This is a genomic window from Stenotrophomonas sp. SAU14A_NAIMI4_5, assembly GCF_003086795.1.
In the GTDB taxonomy this organism is placed as follows: Bacteria; Pseudomonadota; Gammaproteobacteria; order Xanthomonadales; family Xanthomonadaceae; genus Stenotrophomonas.
The window spans coordinates 1,387,471-1,411,324 of sequence record NZ_CP026003.1 but is presented as its reverse complement, the minus strand read 5'-3'; the positions used below and the strand labels follow the sequence as shown (position 1 = coordinate 1,411,324).

21 protein-coding genes and 1 pseudogene are annotated in these 23,854 nt (G+C 67.0%); 7 read left to right on the top strand and 15 right to left on the bottom strand.

What is annotated here, in order from left to right:
- The first annotated feature begins 2 nt into the window (after nucleotides 1–2).
- The gene (locus tag C1925_RS06750; protein ID WP_108768221.1) at nucleotides 3–2,183 is read left to right on the top strand and encodes a DEAD/DEAH box helicase; all 2,181 of its coding nucleotides are present in this window, start codon (nucleotides 3–5) and stop codon (nucleotides 2,181–2,183) included.
- A gap of 433 nt (nucleotides 2,184–2,616) precedes the next feature.
- Nucleotides 2,617–2,787: pseudogene (locus C1925_RS06745) on the top strand (transporter); the annotation flags it as partial.
- 126 nt (nucleotides 2,788–2,913) lie between these two features.
- Here C1925_RS06745 and C1925_RS06740 read toward each other — a convergent pair.
- Entirely contained in the window at nucleotides 2,914–3,615 is a 702-nt protein-coding gene (locus tag C1925_RS06740; RefSeq protein WP_108770639.1) for a uracil-DNA glycosylase family protein, read from the bottom strand.
- A gap of 346 nt (nucleotides 3,616–3,961) precedes the next feature.
- Between C1925_RS06740 and mutS the strand changes: the two genes are divergently transcribed.
- The 3 genes from mutS (at nucleotide 3,962) to katG (ending at nucleotide 9,685) form a co-directional block, all read left to right on the top strand.
- A complete protein-coding gene (mutS, locus tag C1925_RS06735; RefSeq protein WP_108768220.1) occupies nucleotides 3,962–6,553 on the top strand; it encodes a DNA mismatch repair protein MutS in 2,592 nt (863 codons plus the stop codon).
- An 89-nt stretch (nucleotides 6,554–6,642) separates the two neighbouring features.
- Nucleotides 6,643–7,296 carry a DUF937 domain-containing protein gene (locus C1925_RS06730; RefSeq protein WP_108768219.1) on the top strand — a complete coding sequence of 218 codons (654 nt, stop codon included), beginning with the start codon at nucleotides 6,643–6,645 and terminating at the stop codon, nucleotides 7,294–7,296.
- Between the two features lie 148 nt (nucleotides 7,297–7,444).
- Nucleotides 7,445–9,685, top strand: coding sequence for a catalase/peroxidase HPI (gene katG, locus C1925_RS06725; RefSeq protein WP_108768218.1), 2,241 nt, complete (start codon nucleotides 7,445–7,447; stop codon nucleotides 9,683–9,685).
- 140 nt (nucleotides 9,686–9,825) lie between these two features.
- On the opposite strand, the gene C1925_RS06720 is transcribed toward katG, so the two are convergent.
- From C1925_RS06720 to C1925_RS06710, 3 genes are all read right to left on the bottom strand, one after another.
- On the bottom strand, nucleotides 9,826–11,019 hold the full coding sequence (locus C1925_RS06720) for a cellulase family glycosylhydrolase (RefSeq protein WP_254051397.1): 1,194 nt from the start codon (nucleotides 11,017–11,019) through the stop codon (nucleotides 9,826–9,828).
- Nucleotides 11,020–11,205: 186 nt separating this feature from the next.
- The gene (locus C1925_RS06715) at nucleotides 11,206–11,613 is read right to left on the bottom strand and encodes an RNA-binding S4 domain-containing protein (RefSeq protein WP_108768217.1); all 408 of its coding nucleotides are present in this window, start codon (nucleotides 11,611–11,613) and stop codon (nucleotides 11,206–11,208) included.
- A 9-nt stretch (nucleotides 11,614–11,622) separates the two neighbouring features.
- Nucleotides 11,623–11,859: a hypothetical protein gene (locus C1925_RS06710; protein WP_108768216.1), complete on the bottom strand. Its 237-nt coding sequence runs from the start codon at nucleotides 11,857–11,859 to the stop codon at nucleotides 11,623–11,625.
- A 62-nt stretch (nucleotides 11,860–11,921) separates the two neighbouring features.
- On the opposite strand from C1925_RS06710, the gene C1925_RS06705 reads away from it, so the two are divergent.
- Complete coding sequence (locus C1925_RS06705) at nucleotides 11,922–13,376, top strand: MATE family efflux transporter (protein WP_108768215.1); 1,455 nt, start codon at nucleotides 11,922–11,924, stop codon at nucleotides 13,374–13,376.
- A gap of 60 nt (nucleotides 13,377–13,436) precedes the next feature.
- Here C1925_RS06705 and C1925_RS06700 read toward each other — a convergent pair whose 3' ends face one another.
- From C1925_RS06700 to ffh, 10 genes are all read right to left on the bottom strand, one after another.
- On the bottom strand, nucleotides 13,437–13,844 hold the full coding sequence (locus C1925_RS06700) for a DUF1801 domain-containing protein (RefSeq protein ID WP_108768214.1): 408 nt from the start codon (nucleotides 13,842–13,844) through the stop codon (nucleotides 13,437–13,439).
- A 34-nt stretch (nucleotides 13,845–13,878) separates the two neighbouring features.
- A complete protein-coding gene (locus tag C1925_RS06695) occupies nucleotides 13,879–14,310 on the bottom strand; it encodes a DUF1801 domain-containing protein (RefSeq protein WP_108768213.1) in 432 nt (143 codons plus the stop codon).
- A gap of 24 nt (nucleotides 14,311–14,334) precedes the next feature.
- A complete protein-coding gene (locus C1925_RS06690) occupies nucleotides 14,335–14,715 on the bottom strand; it encodes a DUF6404 family protein (protein ID WP_108768212.1) in 381 nt (126 codons plus the stop codon).
- A gap of 82 nt (nucleotides 14,716–14,797) precedes the next feature.
- The gene (gene rplS, locus C1925_RS06685; RefSeq protein ID WP_079221128.1) at nucleotides 14,798–15,199 is read right to left on the bottom strand and encodes a 50S ribosomal protein L19; all 402 of its coding nucleotides are present in this window, start codon (nucleotides 15,197–15,199) and stop codon (nucleotides 14,798–14,800) included.
- Between the two features lie 154 nt (nucleotides 15,200–15,353).
- Nucleotides 15,354–16,112 (bottom strand): tRNA (guanosine(37)-N1)-methyltransferase TrmD, encoded by a 759-nt coding sequence (gene trmD, locus C1925_RS06680; protein ID WP_108768211.1) that lies wholly within the window; start codon nucleotides 16,110–16,112, stop codon nucleotides 15,354–15,356.
- Nucleotides 16,113–16,120: 8 nt separating this feature from the next.
- A complete protein-coding gene (gene rimM / locus C1925_RS06675; protein WP_108770637.1) occupies nucleotides 16,121–16,633 on the bottom strand; it encodes a ribosome maturation factor RimM in 513 nt (170 codons plus the stop codon).
- A 44-nt stretch (nucleotides 16,634–16,677) separates the two neighbouring features.
- A complete protein-coding gene (rpsP, locus tag C1925_RS06670; protein WP_004149033.1) occupies nucleotides 16,678–16,938 on the bottom strand; it encodes a 30S ribosomal protein S16 in 261 nt (86 codons plus the stop codon).
- 130 nt (nucleotides 16,939–17,068) lie between these two features.
- Complete coding sequence (locus C1925_RS06665) at nucleotides 17,069–17,851, bottom strand: aminotransferase class IV family protein (protein WP_108768210.1); 783 nt, start codon at nucleotides 17,849–17,851, stop codon at nucleotides 17,069–17,071.
- Nucleotides 17,848–18,918, bottom strand: a complete 1,071-nt coding sequence (locus C1925_RS06660) for a nitronate monooxygenase (RefSeq protein WP_108768209.1) — start codon at nucleotides 18,916–18,918, stop codon at nucleotides 17,848–17,850. Before C1925_RS06660 ends, C1925_RS06665 begins: the two co-directional genes overlap by 4 nt.
- Before the next feature lie 154 nt (nucleotides 18,919–19,072).
- Complete coding sequence (gene ffh / locus C1925_RS06655; RefSeq protein ID WP_108768208.1) at nucleotides 19,073–20,449, bottom strand: signal recognition particle protein; 1,377 nt, start codon at nucleotides 20,447–20,449, stop codon at nucleotides 19,073–19,075.
- Between the two features lie 122 nt (nucleotides 20,450–20,571).
- Between ffh and ccsA the strand changes: the two genes are divergently transcribed.
- Nucleotides 20,572–21,366: a cytochrome c biogenesis protein CcsA gene (gene ccsA, locus C1925_RS06650; protein ID WP_108768207.1), complete on the top strand. Its 795-nt coding sequence runs from the start codon at nucleotides 20,572–20,574 to the stop codon at nucleotides 21,364–21,366.
- A gap of 131 nt (nucleotides 21,367–21,497) precedes the next feature.
- Here ccsA and C1925_RS06645 read toward each other — a convergent pair whose 3' ends face one another.
- Nucleotides 21,498–23,804, bottom strand: a complete 2,307-nt coding sequence (locus tag C1925_RS06645) for a tetratricopeptide repeat protein (protein ID WP_108768206.1) — start codon at nucleotides 23,802–23,804, stop codon at nucleotides 21,498–21,500.
- Between the last annotated feature and the right edge of the window lie 50 nt (nucleotides 23,805–23,854).

Here is a 23,854-nt window from a genome sequence, read left to right as displayed (position 1 = left end):
CGATGACTGCCTCCAGCGCCTTCCAATCGCTGCACCCTCAAATCCAGCGCTACCTCTGGACCGAACAATGGGAGGCGCTGCGTGAGGTCCAGGAATTGGCGATTCCTCTCGTCCTGAGCGCCGACCGGGACGTGATCATCGCCGCCAGCACCGCCTCGGGAAAAACCGAGGCCGCTTTTCTTCCTGCGCTCACGCACCTTCTGAACACCGACGAGGAGGGCCTGATTGCCTACATCAGCCCTCTAAAGGCGCTCATCAACGACCAGTTTGAACGGCTGCAGCGGCTTTGCGAGGACCTTGAAGTCCCCGTGTGGCCTTGGCACGGGGACGTATCGAGCTCCACCAAGCAGCGATTCTTTAAGCACCCCCGTGGCGTGCTCCTGATCACGCCGGAGTCCTTGGAGGCGATGCTCTGCAACCGCGGGACATCCGTTGCGGCAGCGCTCTCCAAGCTCCTCTACGTTGTCGTGGACGAACTCCATGCATTCATTGGAAGCGAGCGCGGGAAGCAGCTTCAATCGTTGATGCACCGGATCGACGTGCTGTTACGGCGGCGGACTCCCCGCTTGGGCCTGTCGGCAACCTTGGGTGACTTTTCGAGCGCTGGGGCTTTCCTACGCCCGGGTGTTGGGGCTGCCCCCGCGCTGGTCAACGCCTCATCAGCCGGAAATGATCTCCAACTGATCATCAAGGGCTACGAACAACCCGCACCTGACGCCGGGTCCGACGAGAATCCGGCTGCTCCCGCTGCACTGGCCAAGCACCTCTACCGGGTCCTTTCAGGGACGAATAATCTGATCTTCCCCAATAGCCGAAGTGAGGTTGAACGCTACACCCACCTCCTCAACCTGCTGAGCGAACAGGACGGCCGGCCGAAAGAGTTCTGGCCACACCATGGGAGTCTGTCCAAGGAGATACGCACGGACACGGAAGCGGCGCTGAAGCAAAAGGGGCGTCCAGCAAGCGCAATTTGCACGAACACCCTGGAATTAGGCATCGATATCGGAGCGGTGAAGAGCATCGCGCAAATTGGCCCACCACCTTCCGTGGCCAGCCTTCGCCAACGCCTTGGTCGCTCCGGACGCCGCCCTGGAGAACCAGCAGTGTTGCGCGGCTACGTTATCGAGGATGCAATCGACGCTGAGTCGACGTTGAAGACAAGGCTTCGACTGGACACAGTTCAGTCCACCGCTTGTGTACTGCTATTGCTGGAGAGGTGGTTTGAACCGCCTTCGGTCAACGGCCTACACCTTTCGACGCTCGTTCAGCAGCTGCTTTCTTCCATTGCCCAGTACGGCGGACTTAAGGCAGCTCAAGCGTATCAGCTGCTCTGCGCAGATCAGGGACCGTTCCACGGCTTGTCCCAAGACGCCTTCGCAGAATTGCTTCGCCACCTTGGCCAAGAACAGGTTCTGATTCAAGATGGCTCCGGCTTGCTGCTCCACGGCCCGGTCGGCGACAAGGTGGTCAACCACTACACCTTCTACGCCGCTTTCAGCGTGGACGAAGAGTTCCGGATCGTGGCTACCGGCAAGGCACTAGGCACGCTCCCCGTGTCCCAACTGGTGACCGTCGGCCAGCGTATCTTGTTTGGCGGTCGCACTTGGCTCGTCGAGCAGATCGATGACGCCCAAAAGACGATCTACGTGGCCGCAGCGAAAGGCGGCACCCCGCCTCTTTTCAACGGAACGGGAGGGCAGGTCCACACCCAGGTCCGTCAAAAGATGCGCGGACTGTATCAGCAAGAGATCAAACCAGACTTCTTGGACCCCACCGCCTCTCGCTTCCTGCAGGAGGCGCAGTGCGCCTACCGTCAATTGAGGCTGGACGGGAAGGTTCTCTTCGACCAGGGCAGCGACGCCTTGCTGCTGACGTGGCTGGGAGACTCCGCAAATGAAGCCATCGCCTGCCTTTTGAACGCACAGGGATTCACTTGTCAGGCAGGTAGGCTGGGCGTGGAAATTTCCATGGGAGCAAGGAGTCTCGATGATGTGATCAAGGTGCTCGGGCGGGTGGCGAAGATGCCATCGCCATCGCCGGAAACCCTTCTGCACTCTGCGAACAACCTGGTCACCCAAAAATGGGACGGTCTCCTTCCCGCAGGTCTTCTCAGACGCTCTTATGCGTCGTTGAAGCTGGACTTGAAAGAGGCTACCTCTTGGCTCTCCCGCGCTTTCGGGTAGAACGTGACTTGATGGGAGCTGCTAGCCAGCCAAGGTCGATCAAGCCAACTACCTGATGACCGTGATCAATACTGGCAACATCACATCCAAGGTCACAATGGTGCCATCCTGATCAACAGCCGGTAGCGGCCGGCCTTCGCGCGCTGGCTACACCTCCAGCGAGGCATTTCCAGCAACGTCCCATCCGACGGACCCGAATGGCAGCACCCGAGCCGTGTTAGACCCGAGTCTTGTATGTACTTCCCGGTGACGCCAAACGCCTCCGGCTCCTGAGTCGCAAATGCGATTCAACCGGCTGATCGGCCAGGGCTTGCCGCGTCGAGGTGGGGATCCGATTGGAGTGCACCATAGACGGTCACCGAAGGGTATCGAACGCACAATGGAGGTCGTTGTCCTGCGGTCGAAGAACGCATTCTCCCGCCAGCCCCACTTCGACAGTCGACTGGAACTGCTGGACGCGCAGCGTACCGACGATGCCGCCCAGCAGGACCTGGTGACCCTGCGCCTGGCCGAGGCGACCAACCGCGTGACGCTGTACAAGGTGCTGGGTGGGGGTGCGGATGCGCTGGCGGGTAGTGGGGGGACTTGGGCGACGGAGGAGTGAGCTGCCAACGTGGCATCCACACGCGTCGCCTGACTGCGATCGCTGATTCGACTTCCACAGGTAGTGCGAACAGATGGGTGGGCTGCATCCAACATGCAACCCATCCAATCGTTCATCCGACCCAGTTCATGCGTCCTGCGCTTGGTGAGGGCAATCCAGCAGATATCGCAGTGCAGCTGCGCGATCTTCCCATCGATCAATGTTCCATGAAGGATGATAGACCCAGGTCATCCAGGCCACTCCCTTGCCATAGCCCAGGGTCCATACTTCCCGCTCTTCCAGATACCGGCGCCGACGCTCCTTCGAGTTCGCCCGAGGTGCCAGGAATACGGGGTGATCCGCCAGCTTTCCGTAGTCGAACCTGCGCCAGGCGGTTCGCCCGAGTACCAGGATCACGTCAGGGCGAAGAATGGGAAGTATGTGATTAAACAGTATCTCTCCGCCATTCCGGAAGTCATCGCTTGATGGCCTATGTCCCGACGCGGTGCCGGCAAAACGCTGGGAAAGGTTGCAGAATGCGATCTGTTGCCAAGCATTTGCTGCCAGCGTTAGTGAAGGATCTGCCTCGTTCGTGAGTAGACGATCCAGTTCATTGAAGAACTTCCCTCCGCCTTTCCGCTTGCATGTCTGCATATCTTCGAATGTGCGGCATGTGAATGGCCGCGTGATGAGGAGTTCGTCGGTATCTCCCTCAGATCGGTAATGTGACTCCCCCAGCAGGAGCACGCGGCGCCCCTCAAAGCCGCCCCAGTAGCGCGACCCCACATAGGGCACAAAGGCAACCTCGTCGGGCCAGTCTTCCGTTTCCAACACACCGGGATCTTCCATAAGAATCCTCCTCTGGACTACTTCAAGCTGGACGGTCTGCACCTGCTTTCATCAGTTCCTGCGCTCCCCGTGGGAACCCTCCTCCTCATCCGGCAAGAGCTTGCTGTGTCACAGAACGGAGGCCGGCAGAACTAGGCGCTTGGGGGAGTCTGGCACGGACTGGGGGGCCTGATGGAAAGGCGGCGCGAGAACGTGCCGTCTTAGTTGCCAGTGGAACTCGCTCTGGCCCTCGCCGAACCCATGCGGGTGCCCCGCGCCCCACCCTACCCGTTACCATGGTCCCCCCTGTTCCTGCAGCTGCCTGCCGCCCTCTCGGCGCGGGCGCCTGCCCCGATTTCCGAGTCCCATGTCCAAAGACAAGTCCGCCGAACACACCCCGCTGATGAAGCAGTTCTTCGCAGCCAAGTCCGACTACCCGGACCTGCTGCTGTTCTTCCGCATGGGCGACTTCTACGAGCTGTTCTACGACGACGCCCGCAAGGCGGCGCGGCTGTTGGACATCACCCTCACCCAGCGCGGCAGCTCCGGCGGCGCGCCCATCCCGATGGCCGGCGTGCCGGTGCATGCCTACGAGGGCTACCTGGCCCGCCTGGTGGCGCTGGGCGAATCGGTGGCCATCTGTGAACAGATCGGCGATCCGGCCCTGGCCAAGGGCCTGGTCGAGCGCAAGGTCGTGCGCATCGTCACCCCCGGCACGGTCACCGACGAGGCGCTGCTGGACGAGCGCCGCGACACCCTGCTGATGGCTTTGTCGCGTACCAAACAGGGTTACGGCCTGGCCTGGGCCGACCTGGCCGGTGGCCGCTTCCTGGTCAACGAAGTGGAGACCGACGACGCGCTGGAAGCCGAACTGGCCCGCCTGGAGCCGGCCGAGCTGCTGGTACCCGACGAAGAGAACTGGCCCGAGTTCCTGCGCCAGCGCACCGGCGTGCGCCGCCGTGCGCCGTGGCTGTTCGATGCGGACAGCGGCCGCCGCCAGCTGCTGGCCTTCTTCAAGCTGCACGACCTCAGCGGTTTCGGCATCGATGACAAGCCGCGCGCCACCGCGGCGGCTGGCGCCCTGCTCGGCTATGTCGAGGAAACCCAGAAGCAGCGCCTGCCGCACCTGACCTCCATCGCGATGGAAACCGCCGGTGAGGCGATCGCGATGAATGCCGCCACCCGCCGTCATCTGGAACTGGATACGCGCGTGGACGGCGACACCCGCAACACGCTGCTGGGCGTGCTCGACAGCACGGTGACGCCGATGGGTGGCCGCCTGCTGCGCCGCTGGCTGCACCGCCCGCTGCGCCTGCGCGAGGTGCTGGTGCAGCGCCACCATGCAGTGGAAACGCTGATCGACCGCGGCAGCGACGCCGACATCCGCGAGCAGTTCCGCCGCCTTGGCGATCTGGAACGCATCCTCACCCGCGTCGCGCTGCGCTCGGCGCGCCCGCGCGATTTCTCCACCCTGCGCGATGGCCTGGGCCTGCTGCCGACCGTGCGCGAGGTGCTGGCGCCGCTGGATTCGCCGCGCCTGCAGACCCTGCACGCTGCACTGGGCGAGCACGATGAGTGCGCGCACCTGCTGGCCAGCGCCATCGCCGAGATGCCGCCGCTGAAGCTGAGCGATGGCGGCGTGCTGGCCGATGGCTTCGATGCCGAGCTGGATGAACTGCGCCGCCTGTCCACCCACGCCGATCAGTTCCTGGTCGACCTGGAACAACGCGAGCGCGAGAGCAGCGGCATCGCCACCCTCAAGGTCGGCTACAACCGCGTGCACGGCTATTACATCGAAATCAGCAAGGGCCAGTCCGACCGCGCGCCGGTGCACTACACCCGCCGGCAGACGCTGACCAATGCCGAGCGCTACATCACCGAGGAACTGAAGGCCTTCGAGGACAAGGTGCTGTCCGCGCGCGATCGTTCGCTGTCGCGCGAAAAGTACCTGTACGAGCAGCTGCTGGACACGCTTGGCGGCCAGCTGGAACCGCTGAAGCAGTGCGCCGCCGCGCTGAGCGAACTGGACGTGCTGGCCGCCTTCGCCGAACGCGCGCAGGCGCTGGACTGGGCGCGCCCGGAACTGCAGGCCGAGCCCTGCCTGAAGATCGAACGCGGCCGCCACCCGGTGGTCGAAGCCGTGCGCGAACAGCCGTTCGAGCCGAACGACCTGGACCTGCATCCGGACCGTCGCATGCTGGTCATCACCGGCCCGAACATGGGCGGCAAATCGACCTACATGCGGCAGAACGCGCTGATCGTGCTGCTGGCCCACATCGGCAGCTTCGTGCCGGCCAGCCGTGCGCTGATCGGCCCGATCGACCGCATCCTCACCCGCATCGGCGCCGGCGACGACCTGGCCCGCGGGCAGTCGACCTTCATGGTCGAAATGGCCGAGACCAGCTACATCCTGCACCACGCCACCGCGCATTCGCTGGTGCTGATGGACGAGATCGGCCGCGGCACGTCCACCTACGACGGCCTGGCCCTGGCCGATGCGGTGGCCCGCCACCTGGCCTACCAGAACCGCTGTTACACGCTGTTCGCCACCCACTACTTCGAACTGACCGCGCTCGCCGACGAGCAGCACGAAGGCGGCCGCAGCGGTATCGCCAACGTGCACCTGGATGCGGTCGAGCATGGCGAAGCGCTGGTGTTCATGCACGCGGTGAAGGACGGCCCGGCCAACCGCAGCTTCGGCCTGCAGGTGGCCGCGCTGGCCGGCCTGCCGCGCGCGACCGTGGCCCAGGCCCGCCGTCGCCTGGCCGAGCTGGAACAGCGCGGTGGTGAAAGCCATGCCGCCGAGGTCTCGCCGCAGGCGCTGGATGCACCGCAGCAGTTCGGCCTGTTCAGCGCACCGGCCAGCAAGGCGCAGGAGGCGCTGGCCGCGATCGACCCCGACGAGCTGACCCCGAAGCAGGCGCTGGAAGCCCTGTACCGGTTGAAGACGCTGCTGTAACCGCACCCGCCGGGCATGGCCCGGTGCTACCGCTGTAGAGCCGAGCCCACGCTCGGCTGCCTTCGCATTTCCGTCGTATACCCGGCGTTATGCTCAGGCGGTCCTTCCTTCACAGAACGGAGACCGCCGTGAACACCGAATCCCTCGCCGCGTCCCTCTTCCAGCAGCTGCAGCAGGGGCAAGGCCTGCAGCAGGTGTCCCAGCAGCTCGGCCTGGACAGCAGCCAGACCACCCAGGCGGTAGGCAGCGCCCTGCCGCTGCTGCTGGGCGCACTGGGCCAGAACGCCAGTGAACCGCAGGGCGCGCAGTCCCTGCTCAATGCGCTGCAGCGCGACCACCTGGGCGGCGGTGGCGGCGGTGGTGGTTTCGATCTGGGCGGCATCCTCGGCGCGGTGATGGGCGGTGGCGGCAGTGGCGCGACCGACGGCGCCGGCATCCTCGGCCATGTGTTCGGCGGCCAGCAGCCGCAGGCGGCCGAACTGCTCGGCCAGAAGACCGGCCTGGACAGCGGCACCACCGGCAAGCTGCTGGCCATCCTCGCCCCCATCGTCATGTCGTTCCTGGCCCAGCGCTTCGCCCAGCAGGGCAATGCCGGCGAACTCAGCTCGGCCCTCGGCCAGGAAACCCAGCACGCTGGCGGCGGCCTCGGCAGCCTGCTCGGTGGCGCACTCGACCAGGACGGCGACGGCCAGTTCGGTGCCAGCGACCTGCTCAAGCTCGGTGCCGGTCTGCTCAAGCGCTGATCGCGCACAACGGTCCAAGCCCTGCCCCCTGATAGGCCGCCACTATCACATCGGTTGAATCAATCGAATTTACCCACCAGTAGGCGCCACCTATGGTGGTCAGGCCTCCCCCCGATTCCACCTTTCGCCAGTCCACAGGTAGACACCCATGAAAAGCGAAGCCAAGTGCCCGTTCAACCACGCCGTCGTCGGTGACGCGACGACCAACCGCGACTGGTGGCCGAACCAGCTGCGCGTGGACCTGCTCAACCAGCACTCCAGCCGCTCCAATCCGCTCGATGCGGGCTTCGATTACGCCACGGCCTTCAAGGGCCTGGACTACGCCGCGCTGAAGGCCGACCTGAAGGCGCTGATGACCGATTCGCAGGACTGGTGGCCGGCCGACTTCGGCCACTACGGCGGCCTGTTCATCCGCATGGCCTGGCACAGTGCCGGCACCTATCGCATCGGCGATGGCCGTGGCGGCGGTGGTCGCGGCCAGCAGCGCTTCGCCCCGCTCAACAGCTGGCCGGACAACGTCAGCCTGGACAAGGCGCGCCGCCTGCTGTGGCCGATCAAGCAGAAGTACGGCCAGGCCATTTCCTGGGCCGACCTGCTGATCCTGACCGGCAACGTTGCCCTTGAATCGATGGGCTTCAAGACGCTCGGCTTCGCCGGCGGCCGCCCGGATACCTGGGAACCGGACCAGGATGTGTACTGGGGCCGCGAAACCACCTGGCTGGGCGGCGACGTGCGCTACAAGCACGGCTCCGAAGGCGTGCAGGAAGACCACGGCGTGCTGGTGTCCGATGACGACGCCGACGGCGACGTGCATTCGCGCAAGCTGGAAAACCCGCTGGCCGCCGTGCAGATGGGCCTGATCTACGTGAACCCGGAAGGCCCGGACGGCAACCCCGACCCGGTGCTGGCCGCGCATGACATCCGCGACACCTTCGGCCGCATGGCGATGGACGACGAGGAAACCGTCGCCCTGATCGCCGGCGGCCACAGCTTCGGCAAGACCCACGGTGCCGGCCCGGCCGACAACGTCGGCAAGGAACCCGAAGCCGCCGGCCTGGAAAACCAGGGCCTGGGCTGGGCCAACAGCTTCGGCAGCGGCAAGGGCGGCGACACCATCACCAGCGGCCTGGAAGTGACCTGGACGCGCACCCCGGCGCAGTGGAGCCACGACTTCTTCGAGATCCTGTTCGGCAACGAATGGGAACTGACCAAGAGCCCGGCCGGTGCCCACCAGTGGGTGGCCAAGAATGCCGACGCGGTCATCCCCGATGCGCACGATCCGTCGAAGAAGCACCGCCCGACCATGCTGACCACCGACCTGTCGCTGCGCATGGATCCGGCCTATGAAAAGGTCTCGCGGAACTTCCTCGAGAATCCGCAGGCCTTCGCCGATGCCTTCGCCCGCGCCTGGTTCAAGCTGACCCATCGCGACATGGGCCCGCGTGCGCGTTACCTGGGCCCGGAAATCCCGGCCGAAGAATTCATCTGGCAGGATCCGGTGCCGGAAGCGAAGCACCCGCTGATCGACGCCAAAGACATCGCCGCGCTGAAGCAGAAGATCGCCGCGACCGGCCTCAGCGTCGCCGAGCTGGTGTCCACCGCCTGGGCCTCGGCCTCGACCTTCCGTGGTTCGGACAAGCGCGGCGGTGCCAACGGCGCGCGCATCCGCCTGGCCCCGCAGAAGGACTGGGCGGTGAACCAGCCGCAGCAGCTGGCCAAGGTGCTGGCCGCGCTGGAAAAGGTGCAGGCCGAGTTCAATGGCGGCGGCAGCAAGCACGTATCGCTGGCCGATCTGATCGTGCTGGCCGGTGGCGTGGGCGTCGAACAGGCGGCCAAGGCCGGTGGCCATGAGGTCAGCGTGCCGTTCACCCCGGGCCGCACCGATGCCAGCCAGGAACAGACCGACGTCGAATCGTTCGCGGTGCTGGAACCGGCGGCCGATGGTTTCCGCAACTACCTCAAGGGCGCCTACAGCGTGCCGGGCGAGGCGCTGCTGATCGACAAGGCGCAGCTGCTGACCCTGACCGCGCCGGAGATGACCGCCCTGGTCGGTGGCCTGCGCGTGCTCGGTGCCAATGCCGACGGCGGCAAGCACGGCGTATTCACCACGCGCAGCGGCACGTTGAGCAACGACTTCTTCGTCAACCTGCTGGACATGGGCACGCAGTGGAAGGCCACGGGTCGCGAGAGCTATGAAGGCCGCGGCCGCGGCGATGGCAGCGCACGCTGGACCGGCACCCGTGCCGACCTGGTGTTCGGCTCCAACGCCGTGCTGCGCGCACTGGCCGAGGTGTATGCCAGCGGCGATGGCGAGAAGAAGTTCGTGCAGGATTTCATCGCCGCCTGGACGCGGGTGATGGAGCTGGACCGCTACGACCTGCACGGTTGATGTGATGCGGGCGGTCGCCGGGCATGGCCCGGCGGCCATGCCCCCGCCGCTCTGGTGGGTGCGAACCGTTGGTTCGCACGCTCTCCTGCTCTGGTAGGTGCGAACCGTTGGTTCGCACGCTCTCCGCAGCCGCGGCGGTTTCAACGCACCCCGTCTTTCAACCGCTGCAGAATCGGCGCAAACAACGGCGCCTGCATCGACCGCGGCGGCTGTACCGCTTCACCCTTCTCCACCGCCTGCCAGTACGCCCCCGGCAGCGCCTTGTCGCCCAGCTCGTAATCCATCCCGTCCCAGCCATCCTCACGGAAGGCATAGAACGCCCAGTGCACCTGCTGCTGCTCGGCCACCGCCAGCACATCGCGCAGGTAGGCCGTGCAATCCGGCCAGCGCCGCATGCAGCCGAACTCACCGATCACCATCCGGTTGGCGCCGATGCCATGGGTCTTCGCCCAGTCCATCGGCTGCTGCAGGTAGCTGCGCACGCGCGACGCATCCCAGCGCTGTTTCCCTGAGCCGAACGGCACCGTGGCCGGGTAGCGGTACGGCGTGGCACGCTTCTGGTTGGGCGCACTGGTCGCCGCGTACGGCTCGTACATGTGCACGCTGTACAGCAGCGTCGTATCGTCCAGCGGCGCCGGCCAGTAATCGAAGGCGTCAGCCGCCGCATACCAGCCGGCATCCAGCATCAGCGGCATGTCCGCATCCACCGCACGCACGCTGGCGATCAGCCCCCGGTACAGCGCGCGCAGATCACGCGGGCCGTCTTCGACGCTGGCGTACCACTGCTGCATCGCTGCGCGTGATGCATGCTCGGCCAGCGCGGTGCCGTACTCGGGCGCCGGTTCGTTGATCAGGTTGTAGGCGGCCAGCGCAGGGTGGCCCTTCAGCGCCGTGGCCAGGTCGTGCCAGAAGCGCTGCGCCGGCAGGTGGTTGTCCATCGACTGCCACAGGCGCTGGTCAACCTTGGCATCGTTCTTCTGCTTCCAACGCAGCAGGGGTAGCGACAACGGCACCAGCACCACCTTCAGGCCCGAGGCATCCGCGTCATCCAGCGCACGCCGCAGGGTTGCCACGTCGGCGGGCACCAGCCCCTGGTAGTGGTCGGCATCACCCATCAGGAAGTCGCGGCCGCCGGCACTTTTCCACTTGTCCGGGCTCAGCCGCACCCAGGTCGCGCCGGTGTCGCGCAGCGCCTGGAAGTAGGCACGGTCAGGCGGATTTTCGTTGAAACTGTTGCCGCCGCGTTGTGGCGTGTCCCAGAAGGTGATGTCGGCGGCGAACGCCGGGGCGGCGGTGGCGAGGGCCAGGCACAGCAGCGTGCGGCGCAGGAACATGAGGGTCTTCCATGAAGAGGAAGATCCAACGTGCGGGGCACAAACCCAACGCTGGCTGAGTGCTGGCCTCTTCGCCGGGCATGACCCGGCGCTACCGCTCGCTGTGGTGGGCGTAACCCGCCCGCTCCGGTGGGTGCGAACCCGCCCGCTCCGGTGGGTGCGAACCGTTGGTTCGCACGCTCTCCTTCAAAGCGCGTCCAGATCACCCAGCGCGCGGATCAACCGCCGTGCGCGCTTGTCCGGCTTGTGCTCCGGCGGCTGGAAACCATCGCGGGCGGCGATGCGCAGCGCACGCTGCTCGGCACGGCGCGCCTTGGAGGCTTCGCTTTCGGCATACAGCTGCTGCGCCACCGGCGCCGGCCCGCGCTGGTCGCTGATGCCCAGCACCTGCAGCTCGAAATGCTCTTCGCCGCGGTCCACCTGCAGCTGCTCGCCCACGCGCACCGCGCGCGAGGATTTCGGGCGCTGCCCGGCCACGGCCACCTTGCCGGTTTCAATGGCCTGCTTGGCCAGGCTGCGGGTCTTGTAGAAACGGGCCGCCCACAACCAGATATCCAGGCGGACACTGGGCGACAGCGGGGAAAGCTCGGACATCGGCAGGTACTACTCCGTGCGCTTGTTGAGGGGGCGCGGGTTGCTGGGGTCGGTGCGGCAGCCACTGCCCCCCATCAACGTCGGCGTGCCCGCCAGGTCCTGGCGCTGGTTGCCGACCAGGCACTCAGCGCGGTCGGCGGGCCGCACCTGGGCATCACCCAGCCGGTCACCCGTCGAACATGCGGCCAGCGTGGCCACGATCAAGGCCCCCACGCAGTGCCGCGCCAGCTGTCGTCGTTGATGCATTGCCACACCCCGCAAACCGGCTTGATGCTAGTGTGCGCCTCCCGGGAATCGATCACCAGCCCATGGCCAAAGCGCCGCTTGACCTGACCTCCGGCCCCATCGGCCGCAACCTGCTGCTGTTCGCGCTGCCGATCCTGGCGGGCAACATCGCCCAGTCGCTGAACGGTTCGGTGAATGCGGTGTGGGTGGGGCGCTACCTCGGCGAGGCGGCACTGACCGCCACGGCCAACGCCAACAACATCATGTTCTTCCTGATCGGCTCGGTGTTCGGCTTCGGCATGGCCTCGACCATCCTGATCGGCCAGGCCATCGGCGCGCGCGACATCGCCCAGGCGCGGCGAGTGGTCGGCACCAGCGCCACCTTCTTCATCGGCCTGTCGGTGATCATCGCCATCGCCGGCTGGTTCCTCTCCCACCCGCTGCTGGCGGCGATGGGCACGCCGGCGGCCTCGCTGCCGCTGGCCGAGGCCTACCTGCGCATCATCTTCCTGGCCATGCCCACGCTGTACGCGTTCGCCTTCCTCAGCGCCGCCCTGCGCGGTGCCGGTGATTCGCGCACGCCGTTCCGCTTCCTGCTGGTGTCGGTGCTGCTGGACATCGCACTGAACCCGGTGCTGATCTTCGGCCTGGGTCCGTTCCCGGCACTGGGCATCGCCGGCTCGGCCTGGGCGACGCTGGTGTCGCAGACGCTGTCGTTGACCGGCCTGCTGCTGTACATGCGGCACAAGCGGCACACGCTGTGGCTGGGCCGTGCCGACATGCACCTGTTCAAGCTCGACCTGACCATCCTGCGTGCACTGGTGGTCAAGGGCGTGCCGATGGGCCTGCAGATGGTGCTGATCTCGCTGTCGGTCATCCTGCTGATGACGATGGTCAACCAGTACGGCACAGCCACCGGCGCCGCCTATGGCGCGTCGCTGCAGCTGTGGAACTACGTGCAGATGCCGGCGATGGCGATCGGTGCGGCGTGTTCGTCGATGGCTGCGCAGAACGTGGGTGCGCAGCGCTGGGACCGCGTCCGTGGCACCGCGCGCCAGGGCATCCTGTTCAACTTCCTGCTGACCGGTGCGCTGATCCTGCCGCTGGTGCTGCTGGATCAGTACTCGCTGGCGCTGTTCCTGCCGCAGGGCAGCGAATCGCTGCAGATCGCCCGCCACCTCAACCACATCGTGATCGGCTCGTTCCTGTTCTTCGGCGTCAGCTTCGTCGTTTCCGGCGTGGTGCGCTCCACCGGTGCGGTCATTCCGCCGCTGCTGATCCTGGCCGCCTCGCTGTGGGGCGTGCGCGTGCCGTTCGCCGAATTCCTGCAGCCCTACTGGGGCGCGGATGCGATCTGGTGGAGCTTCCCCGCCGGCTCGCTGGTGTCGATGCTGCTGTCGCTGGCGTATTACCGCTGGGGTGGCTGGCGCAAGGCGAAGATGATCACCCCGCCGCCGGCAGAACACGTGGCCACGCCGTCGGAAATTCCGGCGTGCCCGCCGTCACCGGTCGCCGACCCGGATGCCGTGACCCGGTAGTGCCGAGCCATGCCCGGCGAGCGCAGCGGCTGCCAGAAATCCGCCGGGCATGGCCCGGCGCTACCGCTTTCTCTTTGCGGCATTGTGCTTGGCCGCCGCGCGAATCAAGGCCTTGAACGCAGTGGCATCAGGCATCGCGCCTTCATGGATGTCGATCGCGCGCCGCGTGTTGCCGTCCAGGCTGGCGTTGAACAACTGCTTCGGGTCCGGCAGCGCCGCGCCGTTGGCGAAGGTCAGCTTCACCGCCTGCTTGTAGCTCTCGCCGGTGCAGAGGATGCCGTTGTGCTCCCACACCGGCGTGCCGCGCCACTTCCAGGTCTCCTCCACGTCGGGCAGCGCCTCGTGGATCAGTGCGCGCATGCGGGCCAGCGCCTCGCCGCGCCAGTCATCGAGTGCGGCGATGCGGGCGTCGATCAGCTCAGCGGCAGGACGCGTTTCTTCGGTCGTTTCCGGGGGTTTTCTGGGCATGTCAGCGCTCGCACGGGACGGCAGGAACGGAAACCTACAGACGCACACCCGGCAGCGCGCGCGCCTGCTGCAGCCAGTCCACCAGCTGCGCACGGTCCAGCACGCTGTCTTCGTACAGGTGCAGGTAGCGCGTGGTGGCCTGCCGCGAGGGCTCGGGCGGTTCCGGCTTCAGCAGCGTGCCATGGAACAGCGCCACCTTGATGTAGCGGGTGCAGCAATGGAAGCTGAGGAACCAGCCCTTCCCTTCGCCCACGCCATACATCGGTGAGTTCCAGCGCACCGCCTTGTGCACGCCGGGCACGGCCTCGGTGATCAGCGCATCGAGCTGCTCGCCGAACGCGCGCTTCCAGCCGGGCATGGCGGCGATATAGGCCTGGACCGGTCCATCACCATCACCCTTGGCGATCTGCGGGTTGCCGCCGGACAGCAGTTTCGGTGCAGCGGTGGTGGATGGCTTGGCAGGCATTGCGCAGCGCTCCGTGGTCGCAGGTCAGCGCTCTGGCGCAGCCGGCAGGTCGCGCCACAACGGCAGACCGCGGCGCAGGCGCATGACCCGCATCACGACCGCCATCAGCACACCGAACAATACGCCGGCCAGCAGCGCGCTGAACACCGCGATTGCAAACGGCAGGTTGGTATTGCGCCAGACCAGCAGCCACATCAGCACGCCCCAGCCCAGCGCGAACCAGACGCCCATCAGCAGTGCATTGGAGGCCACGCTGGCCAGGATCGGCGGTGGCGCGTTGATACCCATGCGCCACAGCAAGCGATGCAGTGGCGGCGCCGAGTGCCGGCGCTGCACGCCTGCGGCGTCGAGATGGCGCAGGGCGGCCTGCACCTTGGGCGGGTAACGCTGTTCAACGGTATTCATGCGGCGAACATAGCGCCGGCCGGCGCACAAACGCAAACGGCCGCCCGAAGGCGGCCGTCGCGGCAACAACCGAAGTTGTTTATCAGGCCTTTTCGGCCAGACGTGCAGCCTTGGCGGCAGCAGCAGCAGCCAGATCTTCCTTGATGCGGGCAGCCTTGCCTTCCAGGCCACGCAGGTAGTACAGCTTGCCGGCGCGGACCTTACCACGACGCTTCACTTCGACCGAGTCGATGATGGCGCTGTGGGTCTGGAAGACGCGCTCGACGCCGTAGCCGTGCGAAATCTTGCGGACGGTGAACGAGGAGTTCAGGCCGCCGTTCTTGGTCGCGATGACAACGCCTTCATAGGCCTGCACGCGCTCGCGGGTACCTTCCTTCACCTTCACGTTGACGACAACGGTGTCGCCCTGGCTGAACTTCGGCAGTTCGCGGGTGATCTGGGCGGATTCGAATTCCGCGACGATGGACTTGTTCAGCTTGCTCATGGGTTACACCGATTCTTGTTCGGGTGGGCGTGTCGTGTCGACAACGTAGGCTCATGCAGTCACGGAACTGTGCTGCACGTTTGTTGTGGGTACTGCGCACGCCAGCCGGGGCTGGCGGGAATTGGCCATGATAGCCGATAAAGCCAGCCCTGCGCTAGGGGCTGGCCTTCTGTTTCCGGGCCTGGCGGCCCTGGTCCAGCAGTTTGCGGTCGGCCTTGCCCAGCGCCTGTTCATCCAGCAGGTCCGGGCGCCGCTCGGCGGTCCGCAGCAGCGACTGCTGGCGGCGCCAGGCGGCGATGGCCGCATGGTTGCCCGAGCGCAGCACATCCGGCACGTCACCCAGCGGGTGCTGGGCCGGCTGGCTGTAATGCGGGCAGTCGAGCAGGCCCAGTTCACCTTCGAAGCTGTCCTGGGCCGCCGATTCGGCGTCGTTCAGGGCACCTTCCTGCAGGCGGGCCACGGCATCGATGATGACCGCCGCACCCAGTTCACCGCCGGACAGCACGTAATCGCCGAGGGAAATCTCCTCGTCGACATTGGCTTCCAGGAAGCGTTCGTCGATGCCCTCGTAACGGCCGCAGAGCAGGACCATGCGCGGCAAGGCCGCCAGTTCCCGCACCTTGGCCTGGGTCAACGGCGCGCCCTGCGGGCTGAGGTAGATCACCCGCGCCGAGGTCGGATCCGCATCACGGATCGCCTGCAGGCAGGCCTGCAGCGGCTCGATCAGCATCACCATGCCCGGGCCACCGCCGAACGGACGGTCGTCCACCCGGCGGTAGTTGCCTTCGGCGAAATCACGGGGGTTCCAGCCGTGCAGGCTGAAAAGACCCTTCTCCTGCGCGCGCCCGACCACGCCCAGCCCAGCGGACTGGGCGAGGAACTCGGGGAACAGGGTGATGACGTCGAACCGCATGCTCACACTCAGAACTCGGGATCCCAGTCGACCACGACCAGATTGGCCTCGAAGTCGACCGACTTGACGAAGTCCGGCTGCACGAACGGAATCATCCGCTCGCGGTCGCCACGGACCACGACCACATCATTGGCGCCGGTGCTGAACAGGTGCGAGACCTGGCCCAGGGCAACGCCCTCGGTGGTCTTCACATCCAGGCCTTCCAGGTCGACCCAGTAATACTCGTCGGGCTTCGGCGGCGGCAGCGCACTGCGGGCCACATAGACCTCGGTGCCGTGCATGGCTTCGACGACATCGCGGTCCTCGACGCCGGGGAACCGGGCGACCAGGTGCTTGCCGATGTCACGGCCACGAGCGCCTTCAAGCGTCGATTCCTGCCCGTTGGGGCTGCGCAGGATCCACGGCTGGTAACGGAAAATGGCGGAACGAGGCTCGGTCCAGGACTCGAGCTTGATTTCGCCGCGCACACCAAAAGCGCCGACAACCCTGCCCAGCAGGATGCGGCGCTCGATATCTTTCATCTTCGTCAACCGAGAGGGCCACGCCGAAGCGTGGCCCTTCAGACTCAGGCCGCAGCGGCCTGGGACTTGGCCGCTTCCTTGATCAGGTTGCGGACCTTTTCGGTCGGCTGGGCGCCGTTCTTGACCCAATGGTCAACGCGGGCCAGGTCCAGCTCGATGCGCTTCTCGCCGCCCTGGGCGACCGGGTTGTAGAAACCAACGCGCTCGATGTTGCGGCCGTCGCGCGCGCTGCGCACGTCGGTCACGATGATGTGGTAGAACGGACGCTTCTTGGCGCCGCCGCGGGTCAGTCGAATCTTGACCATGGTGTTTTTCCTATTGCCCAGTCGCCAGGATGGCGAGGTAAGCGGGCGATTATAGCGGCAGAGCGCGGCCGAGCCAACCCCAAGGGTGGCCCGCCTTCACGGTAGCGCCGGGCCATGCCCGGCGGGGCACTCAGCCCAACAGATCCCAGCCAACCCCCGCCAGCACCGCCCTGCCCTGTTCAGCCAAGGCCTGCGACCCAGGCAGCACCTGCCCGTCGATGGCCTCCAGCGCCCACAGGCCACTGGCATTGCAGGCAAAAGCCGCCTTCACACCGGCCAGCTCGGCCAGCCGCAGTGGTTGGGTGGCCTGCGCGCCGGGCCAATGCCGCTGCAGCAGCGCCTCAGCGGTCCCGCGCAGGGCCGGGGCCTGCGGCCAGATCAGGCGTTCACCGTCGTGCAGCGCCAGGTTCCAGGTACTGCCTTCGCTGATCTCGCCGCCAGCCGACACGAACAGCACATCGTCAAAGCCCGCCGCCATCGCCGCACGACGCTCGGCAAACAGGCCGAACGTGCCCACATGCTTGATCTGCGGCAGCTCGCGCTGCCAGACCACGCTTCGCACCCGCTTCGGTGCGGTCAGCGCCACCGGAGCGGACACCGCCACCAGCACATCCACCGGCACGGCCGCCAGCGGAGTGCGGAAATCGAAGTGGCGCGAATACACCGTCACCCGCAGCGACGCATCGCCCTGCCCGGCCTGCTGCAGCGCCTGCGCCATCCAGGCCTGCACCTGCGCGACATCGAGTTCGCTGCCAAACAGTTCGCGCGTGGCCTGCGACAGCCGCGCCAGATGCAGCTCCCGCCCCTGCACGGCATGGCCACGCACCTGCATCGAGGTGAAGTGGCCGTAGTTGACCAGGGCCGGCAGAAGATCCTCCACCTGCGCCGGCCGACCATTGCAGAACACCGTCATCGCAGCAGCGCCTGCGCCTGTTGCCACATGTCGCGCAGTACGTCGGCGGCGGGTGCTGCCGGTGCCATCCAGGCCGATTGTCCGGCCCAGGCCTGCATCGCGGCCAGGCGGTTTTCCTGCGCCGCCTGCTTGCGCATCGGTGCGGTCAGCCCGCGCTGCACCGGGTACGGGCGCGGCGCCGGGGCACTGTCCGCGGCAGCGGCACGCACATAGGGCGTCGCCAGGCCACGACCCAGACGGCCACTGAAGGCGCGGGTCGGCCAGGTGTCTTCGGGTTCCGTGGCGGCCAGGCCATCGGCCCACGCCGAGGCGATGGCCGCTTCCGGCGTGCGCAGGAAGGCGGTGCCGATCTGCACCGCGCTGGCGCCCAGCGTGAGCGCCGCCGCGATGCCACGCCCATCGGCGATGCCACCGGCGGCGATCACCGGAATCTGCAGGTGGTCGGCCAGGCGCGGCAGCAGCGCGAACAGGCCCACCAGCTGGCGCTCCGCCTGGCTCGGGTCGAACGCACCGCGATGGCCGCCGGCTTCGGCGCCCTGCGCCACCACCGCATCGGCACCGGCATCCTGCGCAGCGCGCGCTTCGGCCAGCGTGGTCGTGCAGGCGATCCAGGCGATGCCGGCGTCCTTCAACTGCTGCACGTGGCGCGGCGACAACACGCCCATGATGGTCGAGGCCACCGCCGGGCGCGCGGCCAGCAAGGCAGCGAACTGTTCGTCGAAATCTGCCGGCGTGGCATCGGCGGCACTGGCGGGCACGTCCGGGCCCCATTGGGCGAGGAAGGCGCGGCTGGCGGCTTCGGCGGTGACATCGCGAACCGGCGCCGGATCCGGCAGCCACAGGTTTACCTGTGCCGGGCCGGCGGAAGCAGCGCGGAAGTCATCCATCCAGCGGCCGATGTCGGCGGCCGGCGACAGCACGGCGCCCATCGCGCCCATGCTGCCGGCATTGGCCAGCGCGGCCGACAGCGGCACCGGGCAGGCACCGGCCATCGGTGCCAGCAGGATCGGAACGGAAACACCAAAGCGCTGGCAGAACGCCTCGGCGCGGGCAGTGACATCGGACATCAGCAGGGCGGCCTATCGTTTCGGACAGGCCCCCATGGTGCGCGCAGGAGATGGGTAGAGTCGAGCTTGCTCGACTGGACCACCTACAGCAGTCGAGCAAGCTCGACTCTACACAGGCCGCGCCGACCACGGCGCGTGCCCGCGGCTCAACACATCAACGGAACGGCATGCCGCGGCCGCCCATGGCGCCCATCATGCCCTTCATGCTGCGCATCATGCCCTTCATGCCGCCGCCGGCCATCTTGCTCATCATCTTTTCCATCTGCATGTACTGCTTCATGAGCTTGTTGACGTCGGCCGGGGTCACGCCCGAGCCCTTGGCAATGCGCGCGCGGCGCGAGCCATTGAGCAGGTTCGGGTTGCGCCGTTCCTTCTTGGTCATCGAGCTGATGATGGCGATCATGCGCGGCACTTCCTTGCCCTGGCTGACCTGCTGCTTCAGGTGCTCGGGGATGTTGCCCAAGCCCGGCAGCTTGTCCATCAGGCCGCCGATGCCGCCCATGTTCTGCATCTGCTCCAGCTGGTCACGCATGTCGTTCAGATCGAACTTCTTGCCCTTGGCGACCTTCTCGGCCAGCTTGGCGGCCTTGTCCTTGTCGACCTGCTGCTCGACCTGCTCGACCAGCGACAGCACGTCGCCCATGTCGAGGATGCGGCTGGCGATGCGGTCCGGGTGGAATACGTCCAGGCCTTCCGGCTTTTCGCTGACACCGACGAACTTGATCGGCTTGCCGGTGATGTAGCGCACGCTCAGCGCGGCACCGCCACGGGCGTCACCGTCGGTCTTGGTCAGCACCACGCCGGTCAGCGGCAGCGCATCGCCGAAGGCCTTGGCGGTGTTGGCCGCGTCCTGGCCGGTCATGGCGTCGACAACGAACAGGGTTTCAGCCGGGTTGACCGCCGCGTGCAGGGCCTTGATCTCGGCCATCATCGCTTCGTCGATGGCCAGGCGGCCGGCGGTATCGACAATCAGCACGTCGACGAACGAACGGCGTGCATCGTCGATGGCGGCGCGCACGATGGCTTCCGGCTTCTGGTCGGCGCTGGACGGGAAGAACAGCACGCCGACCTGTTCGGCCAGGGTCTTCAGCTGCTCGATCGCGGCCGGACGGTAGACGTCGGCCGACACCACCATCACCTTCTTCTTGCGCTTTTCCTTCAGGTGCTTGGCCAGCTTGCCCACGGTGGTGGTCTTGCCGGCGCCCTGCAGGCCCGCCATCAGGATGATGGCCGGGGCGGGAACGTTGAGGTTCAGGTCGCTGGCTTCGGCGCCCATCACCGCGGTCAGCTCGTCGCGCACGACCTTGATGAGGGCCTGGCCCGGGGTCAGCGACTTCAGCACTTCCTGGCCGACCGCGCGCACCTTGATGCGCTCGATCAGGGCCTGCACCACCGGCAGCGCGACGTCGGCTTCAAGCAGCGCGATGCGCACTTCGCGGGTCGCCTCGCGGATGTTCTCCTCGGTCAGGCGGCCGCGGCCACGCAGGCGCTCGATGGTGCCGGAAAGGCGCTGGGTCAGGGACTCGAACATGCGGCGCAACCTGTCTGAAAGCGGGGGACAATAAGGCAGACAGTATAACGGGTCCGCCCGCCTTCCCGGGCTGCGACCACGGGGCCGTCGCCAGCATCACGGGGGTATGCGAAACTGCAACGATGTTAATCGTTCTCATCGCCGCCCTGCTCTACCTGGCCGCCAGCGCCCTGCTGGTGCGTGCGCTTGGCCGCGATGATGCCGTCGGTTCACCCACCTGGCTGTGGCCGGCGCTGCCGGCCATGCTGCTGCACGGCGGCTACCACGTGCTGGTGGCGATGCGCACCACCGGCGGCCCGGACATGCACTTCTTCGCCGCGCTGTCGCTGGTCGGCCTGGGCATGGCCTGGCTGACCTCGCTGGTCGGTGCGCGTGGGCGCATGTCGGCGCTGGGCGTGGTGGTGTTCCCGCTGGCCGCGCTGCTGCTGGCGGTCTACCACGGCTACGGCCATGAGCCGAGCAAGGTGCTGGGCTGGCGCCTGGCCAGCCACGCCTGGCTGGCCCTGCTGGCCTACGCCACGCTGAGCATCGCTGCCCTGCTGGCGATCATGCTGTGGCTGCAGGAACGGGCGCTGCGCCGACGCGAGTTCCGTCCGTGGCTGCGTGCACTGCCGCCGCTGGCCGACCTGGAAGCCCTGCTGTTCCGGGTCATCACCGTGGGCTTCGCCCTGCTCACCCTGACCCTGGTCACCGGCGTGCTGTTCGTCGATGACCTGCTGGCGCAGAAGCTGGTGCACAAGACCGTGCTCAGCGTGCTGTCGTGGATCGTGTTCGGCGTGCTGCTGATCGGCCGCCGCCGCTACGGCTGGCGCGGGACGAAGGCGGTGCATTGGACGCTGTCGGCGATGCTGTTGCTGCTGCTGGCGTTCTTCGGCAGCCAGTTCGTCATCGAGCTGGTGTTCGGGCATACGCGGTAAAGGCGTGCCGACCAACGGTCGGCACCCACCTCAGGGCATGGGACAGGTGTGTAGAGCCGAGCCCATGCTCGGCACCCACCGGGGACCGGTAGCGCCGGGCCATGCCCGGCGAGCGCGCAGCGCGGTAGAGATTACAAGCCGTACCGCTCGATCACATCCAGGTGCGGCTGCCGGTCCTGGTTGCAGGCTTCAGCCAGGCGCAGCCAGCACTGCGGGTGCGACCAGCCAGCGGTGGACTGCTGCAGGTAACGATGCAGCGCAAGCGGCGCATGCCCCTGCGGCTGGGCCACGGTGAACAGCAGGCCCGGCAGCGTGCCCTCGTCCGCATCCGGGTCGGTCACGGTGTAATCCGGGCGGCTGTGCGCCCACACCTGCCAGCCCTGCGCTTCGGCACCTTCCGTGAACGCATTCCAGGCCTCTTCGCCCGGGTGCGCGCCGTCAATCAGCCAGCTGCGCTCGAAGCCACCACGTTCCAGCACGTGCACCTGCGCATAGGTCGGAATGAAGTGCTGGCGCTGCTCTTCCTCTTCCGGTGCCGGGTGCACCAGCGCGGCATCGAACACCACCCAGTCACCCACCTGCTGGGCACGGTTGGCCGGCGCGTTCTCGACGATGCGCGCGGTCACCGGGCCGGTGCGGCGCGCGTAGTACTCCATCGGCTCGCCCTGCTCCAGGCTGCGGATGATCACCCAGCCCCACGGCTCTTCGACCACGCCGTCCTGGCTGGACAGCTCCATGCCGATGGCCGCGGCCGAGCGGCGCACCGCGTCCCAATCGCGCGCAGCACTGGCCGCGCTCATGTGGTCCCAGTGCGCGGCATTGGGATCCTCCAGCGTTTCCACCAGCTGCGCGTAACAGGCCTGCGCATCGCTGAAGCGGCCGGTTTCCATGTACATGCGCGCCAGCGTGCCACGCGCGCCATGCGAGCCCGGCGACAGCGCCAGCAGCGCCTGTGCGGCCTGCTCCAGCGCCGGCCAGTCGGACACGCGGCGTGCGCGCTGCACCTCGCACCAGTGCGCGAACACCGGCACGCTGCCGCGATAGGTGTCGGCCAGGCGGCGCAGGCCATCGTCGTCGCCCTGCTCGGTCAGCCAGCGCATCAGCGTGTAGGCAGCGGCGCCGTCCTCCTGGGCATGTGCGCGCACGAAGTCCCACAGCAACGCGCGCGCTTCGGTCTGCGCGCCACAGGCGTTCAGCGCCGATGCGGCCACCTCGGCCAGCGCCTCGTCATCCGGGCACTGCGCATGCGCCTGCAACAGCCACTGCGCCTCGCGCTCGGGGTCGCGCGACTGCTGCTGTTCCCCGCGCGCTTCCAGCCAGGCCAGCAGCTCGGCGGCAGGCACCGGCAGCGGTTCAACGTCGGGCAGTGCGTCGATGCGCGCAGCCAGGCCAGCCACCAGCGCGCCGGCACCGCGGTCCTGGCGCAGCTGTGCCAGGTGGGTGCGGGCCAGGCCAAGCTGGCGCTGCGCCACCCAGCGCGCGCCGCGCTGCAGGGCCAGTTCCAGGCTCAGTGCTGCCAGCTCGATCACCAGACGGTGGGCACCGACGCTGGCGAAGTGTTCGATGATGGTGTTGAAGCGCGTGCCCAGGTCCCAGGTGTTGCGGGCCGGGTCGCGGCTGCACAGCAGCGCCACCGTGTTGGCCCACAGACGCCAGGTGTTTGGGGTCAGTTCGCTCCACGGTACCAGCTGCTGCAGCGCCTCTTCGTCGCGGCCCAGCTGGGCCAGCGCCCACGCGCGCGACAGGCGGCGCGGCACCGTGCAGTTGGCTGGTTCGTACTCGCCGGCTGCGGCCACCTCAGCTTCGCGCTGCTCGATCAGCACCATCGCCTCGTCGGCACGGCCGCTGGCCAGCAGGATCTTGATCTGCATTTCCGGGAAGCTGTCGAACACTTCCTTGCCGCGCGCTTCCACCGCATCGGCCTGCGCCTTCAGGTAATCCAGCGCGTCCTGCGCACGGCCGTCATCGAGCAGCGCGTCGGCTTTCTCGCAGCTCAGGCACTGGAAGCAGGCCCAGGTCGGATCGATGCGCGCCAGCGTTTCGTCGCAGACCTCGATGCGCTCGGGCACCCAGCCCGGGCCGTCGATGTTGCCGTAGCAGGCGGCCAGATCCTGGGTCACGCAGATCGACTGCGGGCATTCCAGGGTGTCCTCGCGATGCGCGCGCTCGAACAGCGACACCGCCTCGCCGAGCGCGCTCTCGCCTTCAACGCGGTTGCCCACGCGGTTGCGCAGCGCCCAGTGGCCGACGTAGACGTCGACCCAGGGGTTGTCCAGCGCCTTGCCCAGCGCACGCGCCTCGGGCAGCAGCGCATCGACGCGGTCGACCTGCAGTTCACTGACTTCGTCGGCAAGGCGGGTCAGCAGGTGTGCGTTCTGCGCCTGGCCGGCCTGGCGCAGGTCTTCCTGCAGCTTTTCGACCCAGTTCCAGATATCCATGGGGGTTGGTGCTCCTGTCTAGCGTGAGGCTGGATGAGAGAAAGTGTGTG

Coding starts and splice junctions, on each gene's coding strand:
- C1925_RS06750 (WP_108768221.1), top strand. CDS start 3: ATGACTGCCTCCAGCGCCTTCCAATCGCTGCACCCTCAAATCCAGCGC.
- C1925_RS06740 (WP_108770639.1), bottom strand. CDS start 3,615: ATGGAAGATCCCGGTGTGTTGGAAACGGAAGACTGGCCCGACGAGGTT.
- mutS (WP_108768220.1), top strand. CDS start 3,962: ATGTCCAAAGACAAGTCCGCCGAACACACCCCGCTGATGAAGCAGTTC.
- C1925_RS06730 (WP_108768219.1), top strand. CDS start 6,643: ATGCTCAGGCGGTCCTTCCTTCACAGAACGGAGACCGCCGTGAACACC.
- katG (WP_108768218.1), top strand. CDS start 7,445: ATGAAAAGCGAAGCCAAGTGCCCGTTCAACCACGCCGTCGTCGGTGAC.
- C1925_RS06720 (WP_254051397.1), bottom strand. CDS start 11,019: ATGTTCCTGCGCCGCACGCTGCTGTGCCTGGCCCTCGCCACCGCCGCC.
- C1925_RS06715 (WP_108768217.1), bottom strand. CDS start 11,613: ATGTCCGAGCTTTCCCCGCTGTCGCCCAGTGTCCGCCTGGATATCTGG.
- C1925_RS06710 (WP_108768216.1), bottom strand. CDS start 11,859: ATGCATCAACGACGACAGCTGGCGCGGCACTGCGTGGGGGCCTTGATC.
- C1925_RS06705 (WP_108768215.1), top strand. CDS start 11,922: ATGGCCAAAGCGCCGCTTGACCTGACCTCCGGCCCCATCGGCCGCAAC.
- C1925_RS06700 (WP_108768214.1), bottom strand. CDS start 13,844: ATGCCCAGAAAACCCCCGGAAACGACCGAAGAAACGCGTCCTGCCGCT.
- C1925_RS06695 (WP_108768213.1), bottom strand. CDS start 14,310: ATGCCTGCCAAGCCATCCACCACCGCTGCACCGAAACTGCTGTCCGGC.
- C1925_RS06690 (WP_108768212.1), bottom strand. CDS start 14,715: ATGAATACCGTTGAACAGCGTTACCCGCCCAAGGTGCAGGCCGCCCTG.
- rplS (WP_079221128.1), bottom strand. CDS start 15,199: ATGAGCAAGCTGAACAAGTCCATCGTCGCGGAATTCGAATCCGCCCAG.
- trmD (WP_108768211.1), bottom strand. CDS start 16,112: ATGCGGTTCGACGTCATCACCCTGTTCCCCGAGTTCCTCGCCCAGTCC.
- rimM (WP_108770637.1), bottom strand. CDS start 16,633: ATGAAAGATATCGAGCGCCGCATCCTGCTGGGCAGGGTTGTCGGCGCT.
- rpsP (WP_004149033.1), bottom strand. CDS start 16,938: ATGGTCAAGATTCGACTGACCCGCGGCGGCGCCAAGAAGCGTCCGTTC.
- C1925_RS06665 (WP_108768210.1), bottom strand. CDS start 17,851: ATGACGGTGTTCTGCAATGGTCGGCCGGCGCAGGTGGAGGATCTTCTG.
- C1925_RS06660 (WP_108768209.1), bottom strand. CDS start 18,918: ATGTCCGATGTCACTGCCCGCGCCGAGGCGTTCTGCCAGCGCTTTGGT.
- ffh (WP_108768208.1), bottom strand. CDS start 20,449: ATGTTCGAGTCCCTGACCCAGCGCCTTTCCGGCACCATCGAGCGCCTG.
- ccsA (WP_108768207.1), top strand. CDS start 20,572: ATGTTAATCGTTCTCATCGCCGCCCTGCTCTACCTGGCCGCCAGCGCC.
- C1925_RS06645 (WP_108768206.1), bottom strand. CDS start 23,804: ATGGATATCTGGAACTGGGTCGAAAAGCTGCAGGAAGACCTGCGCCAG.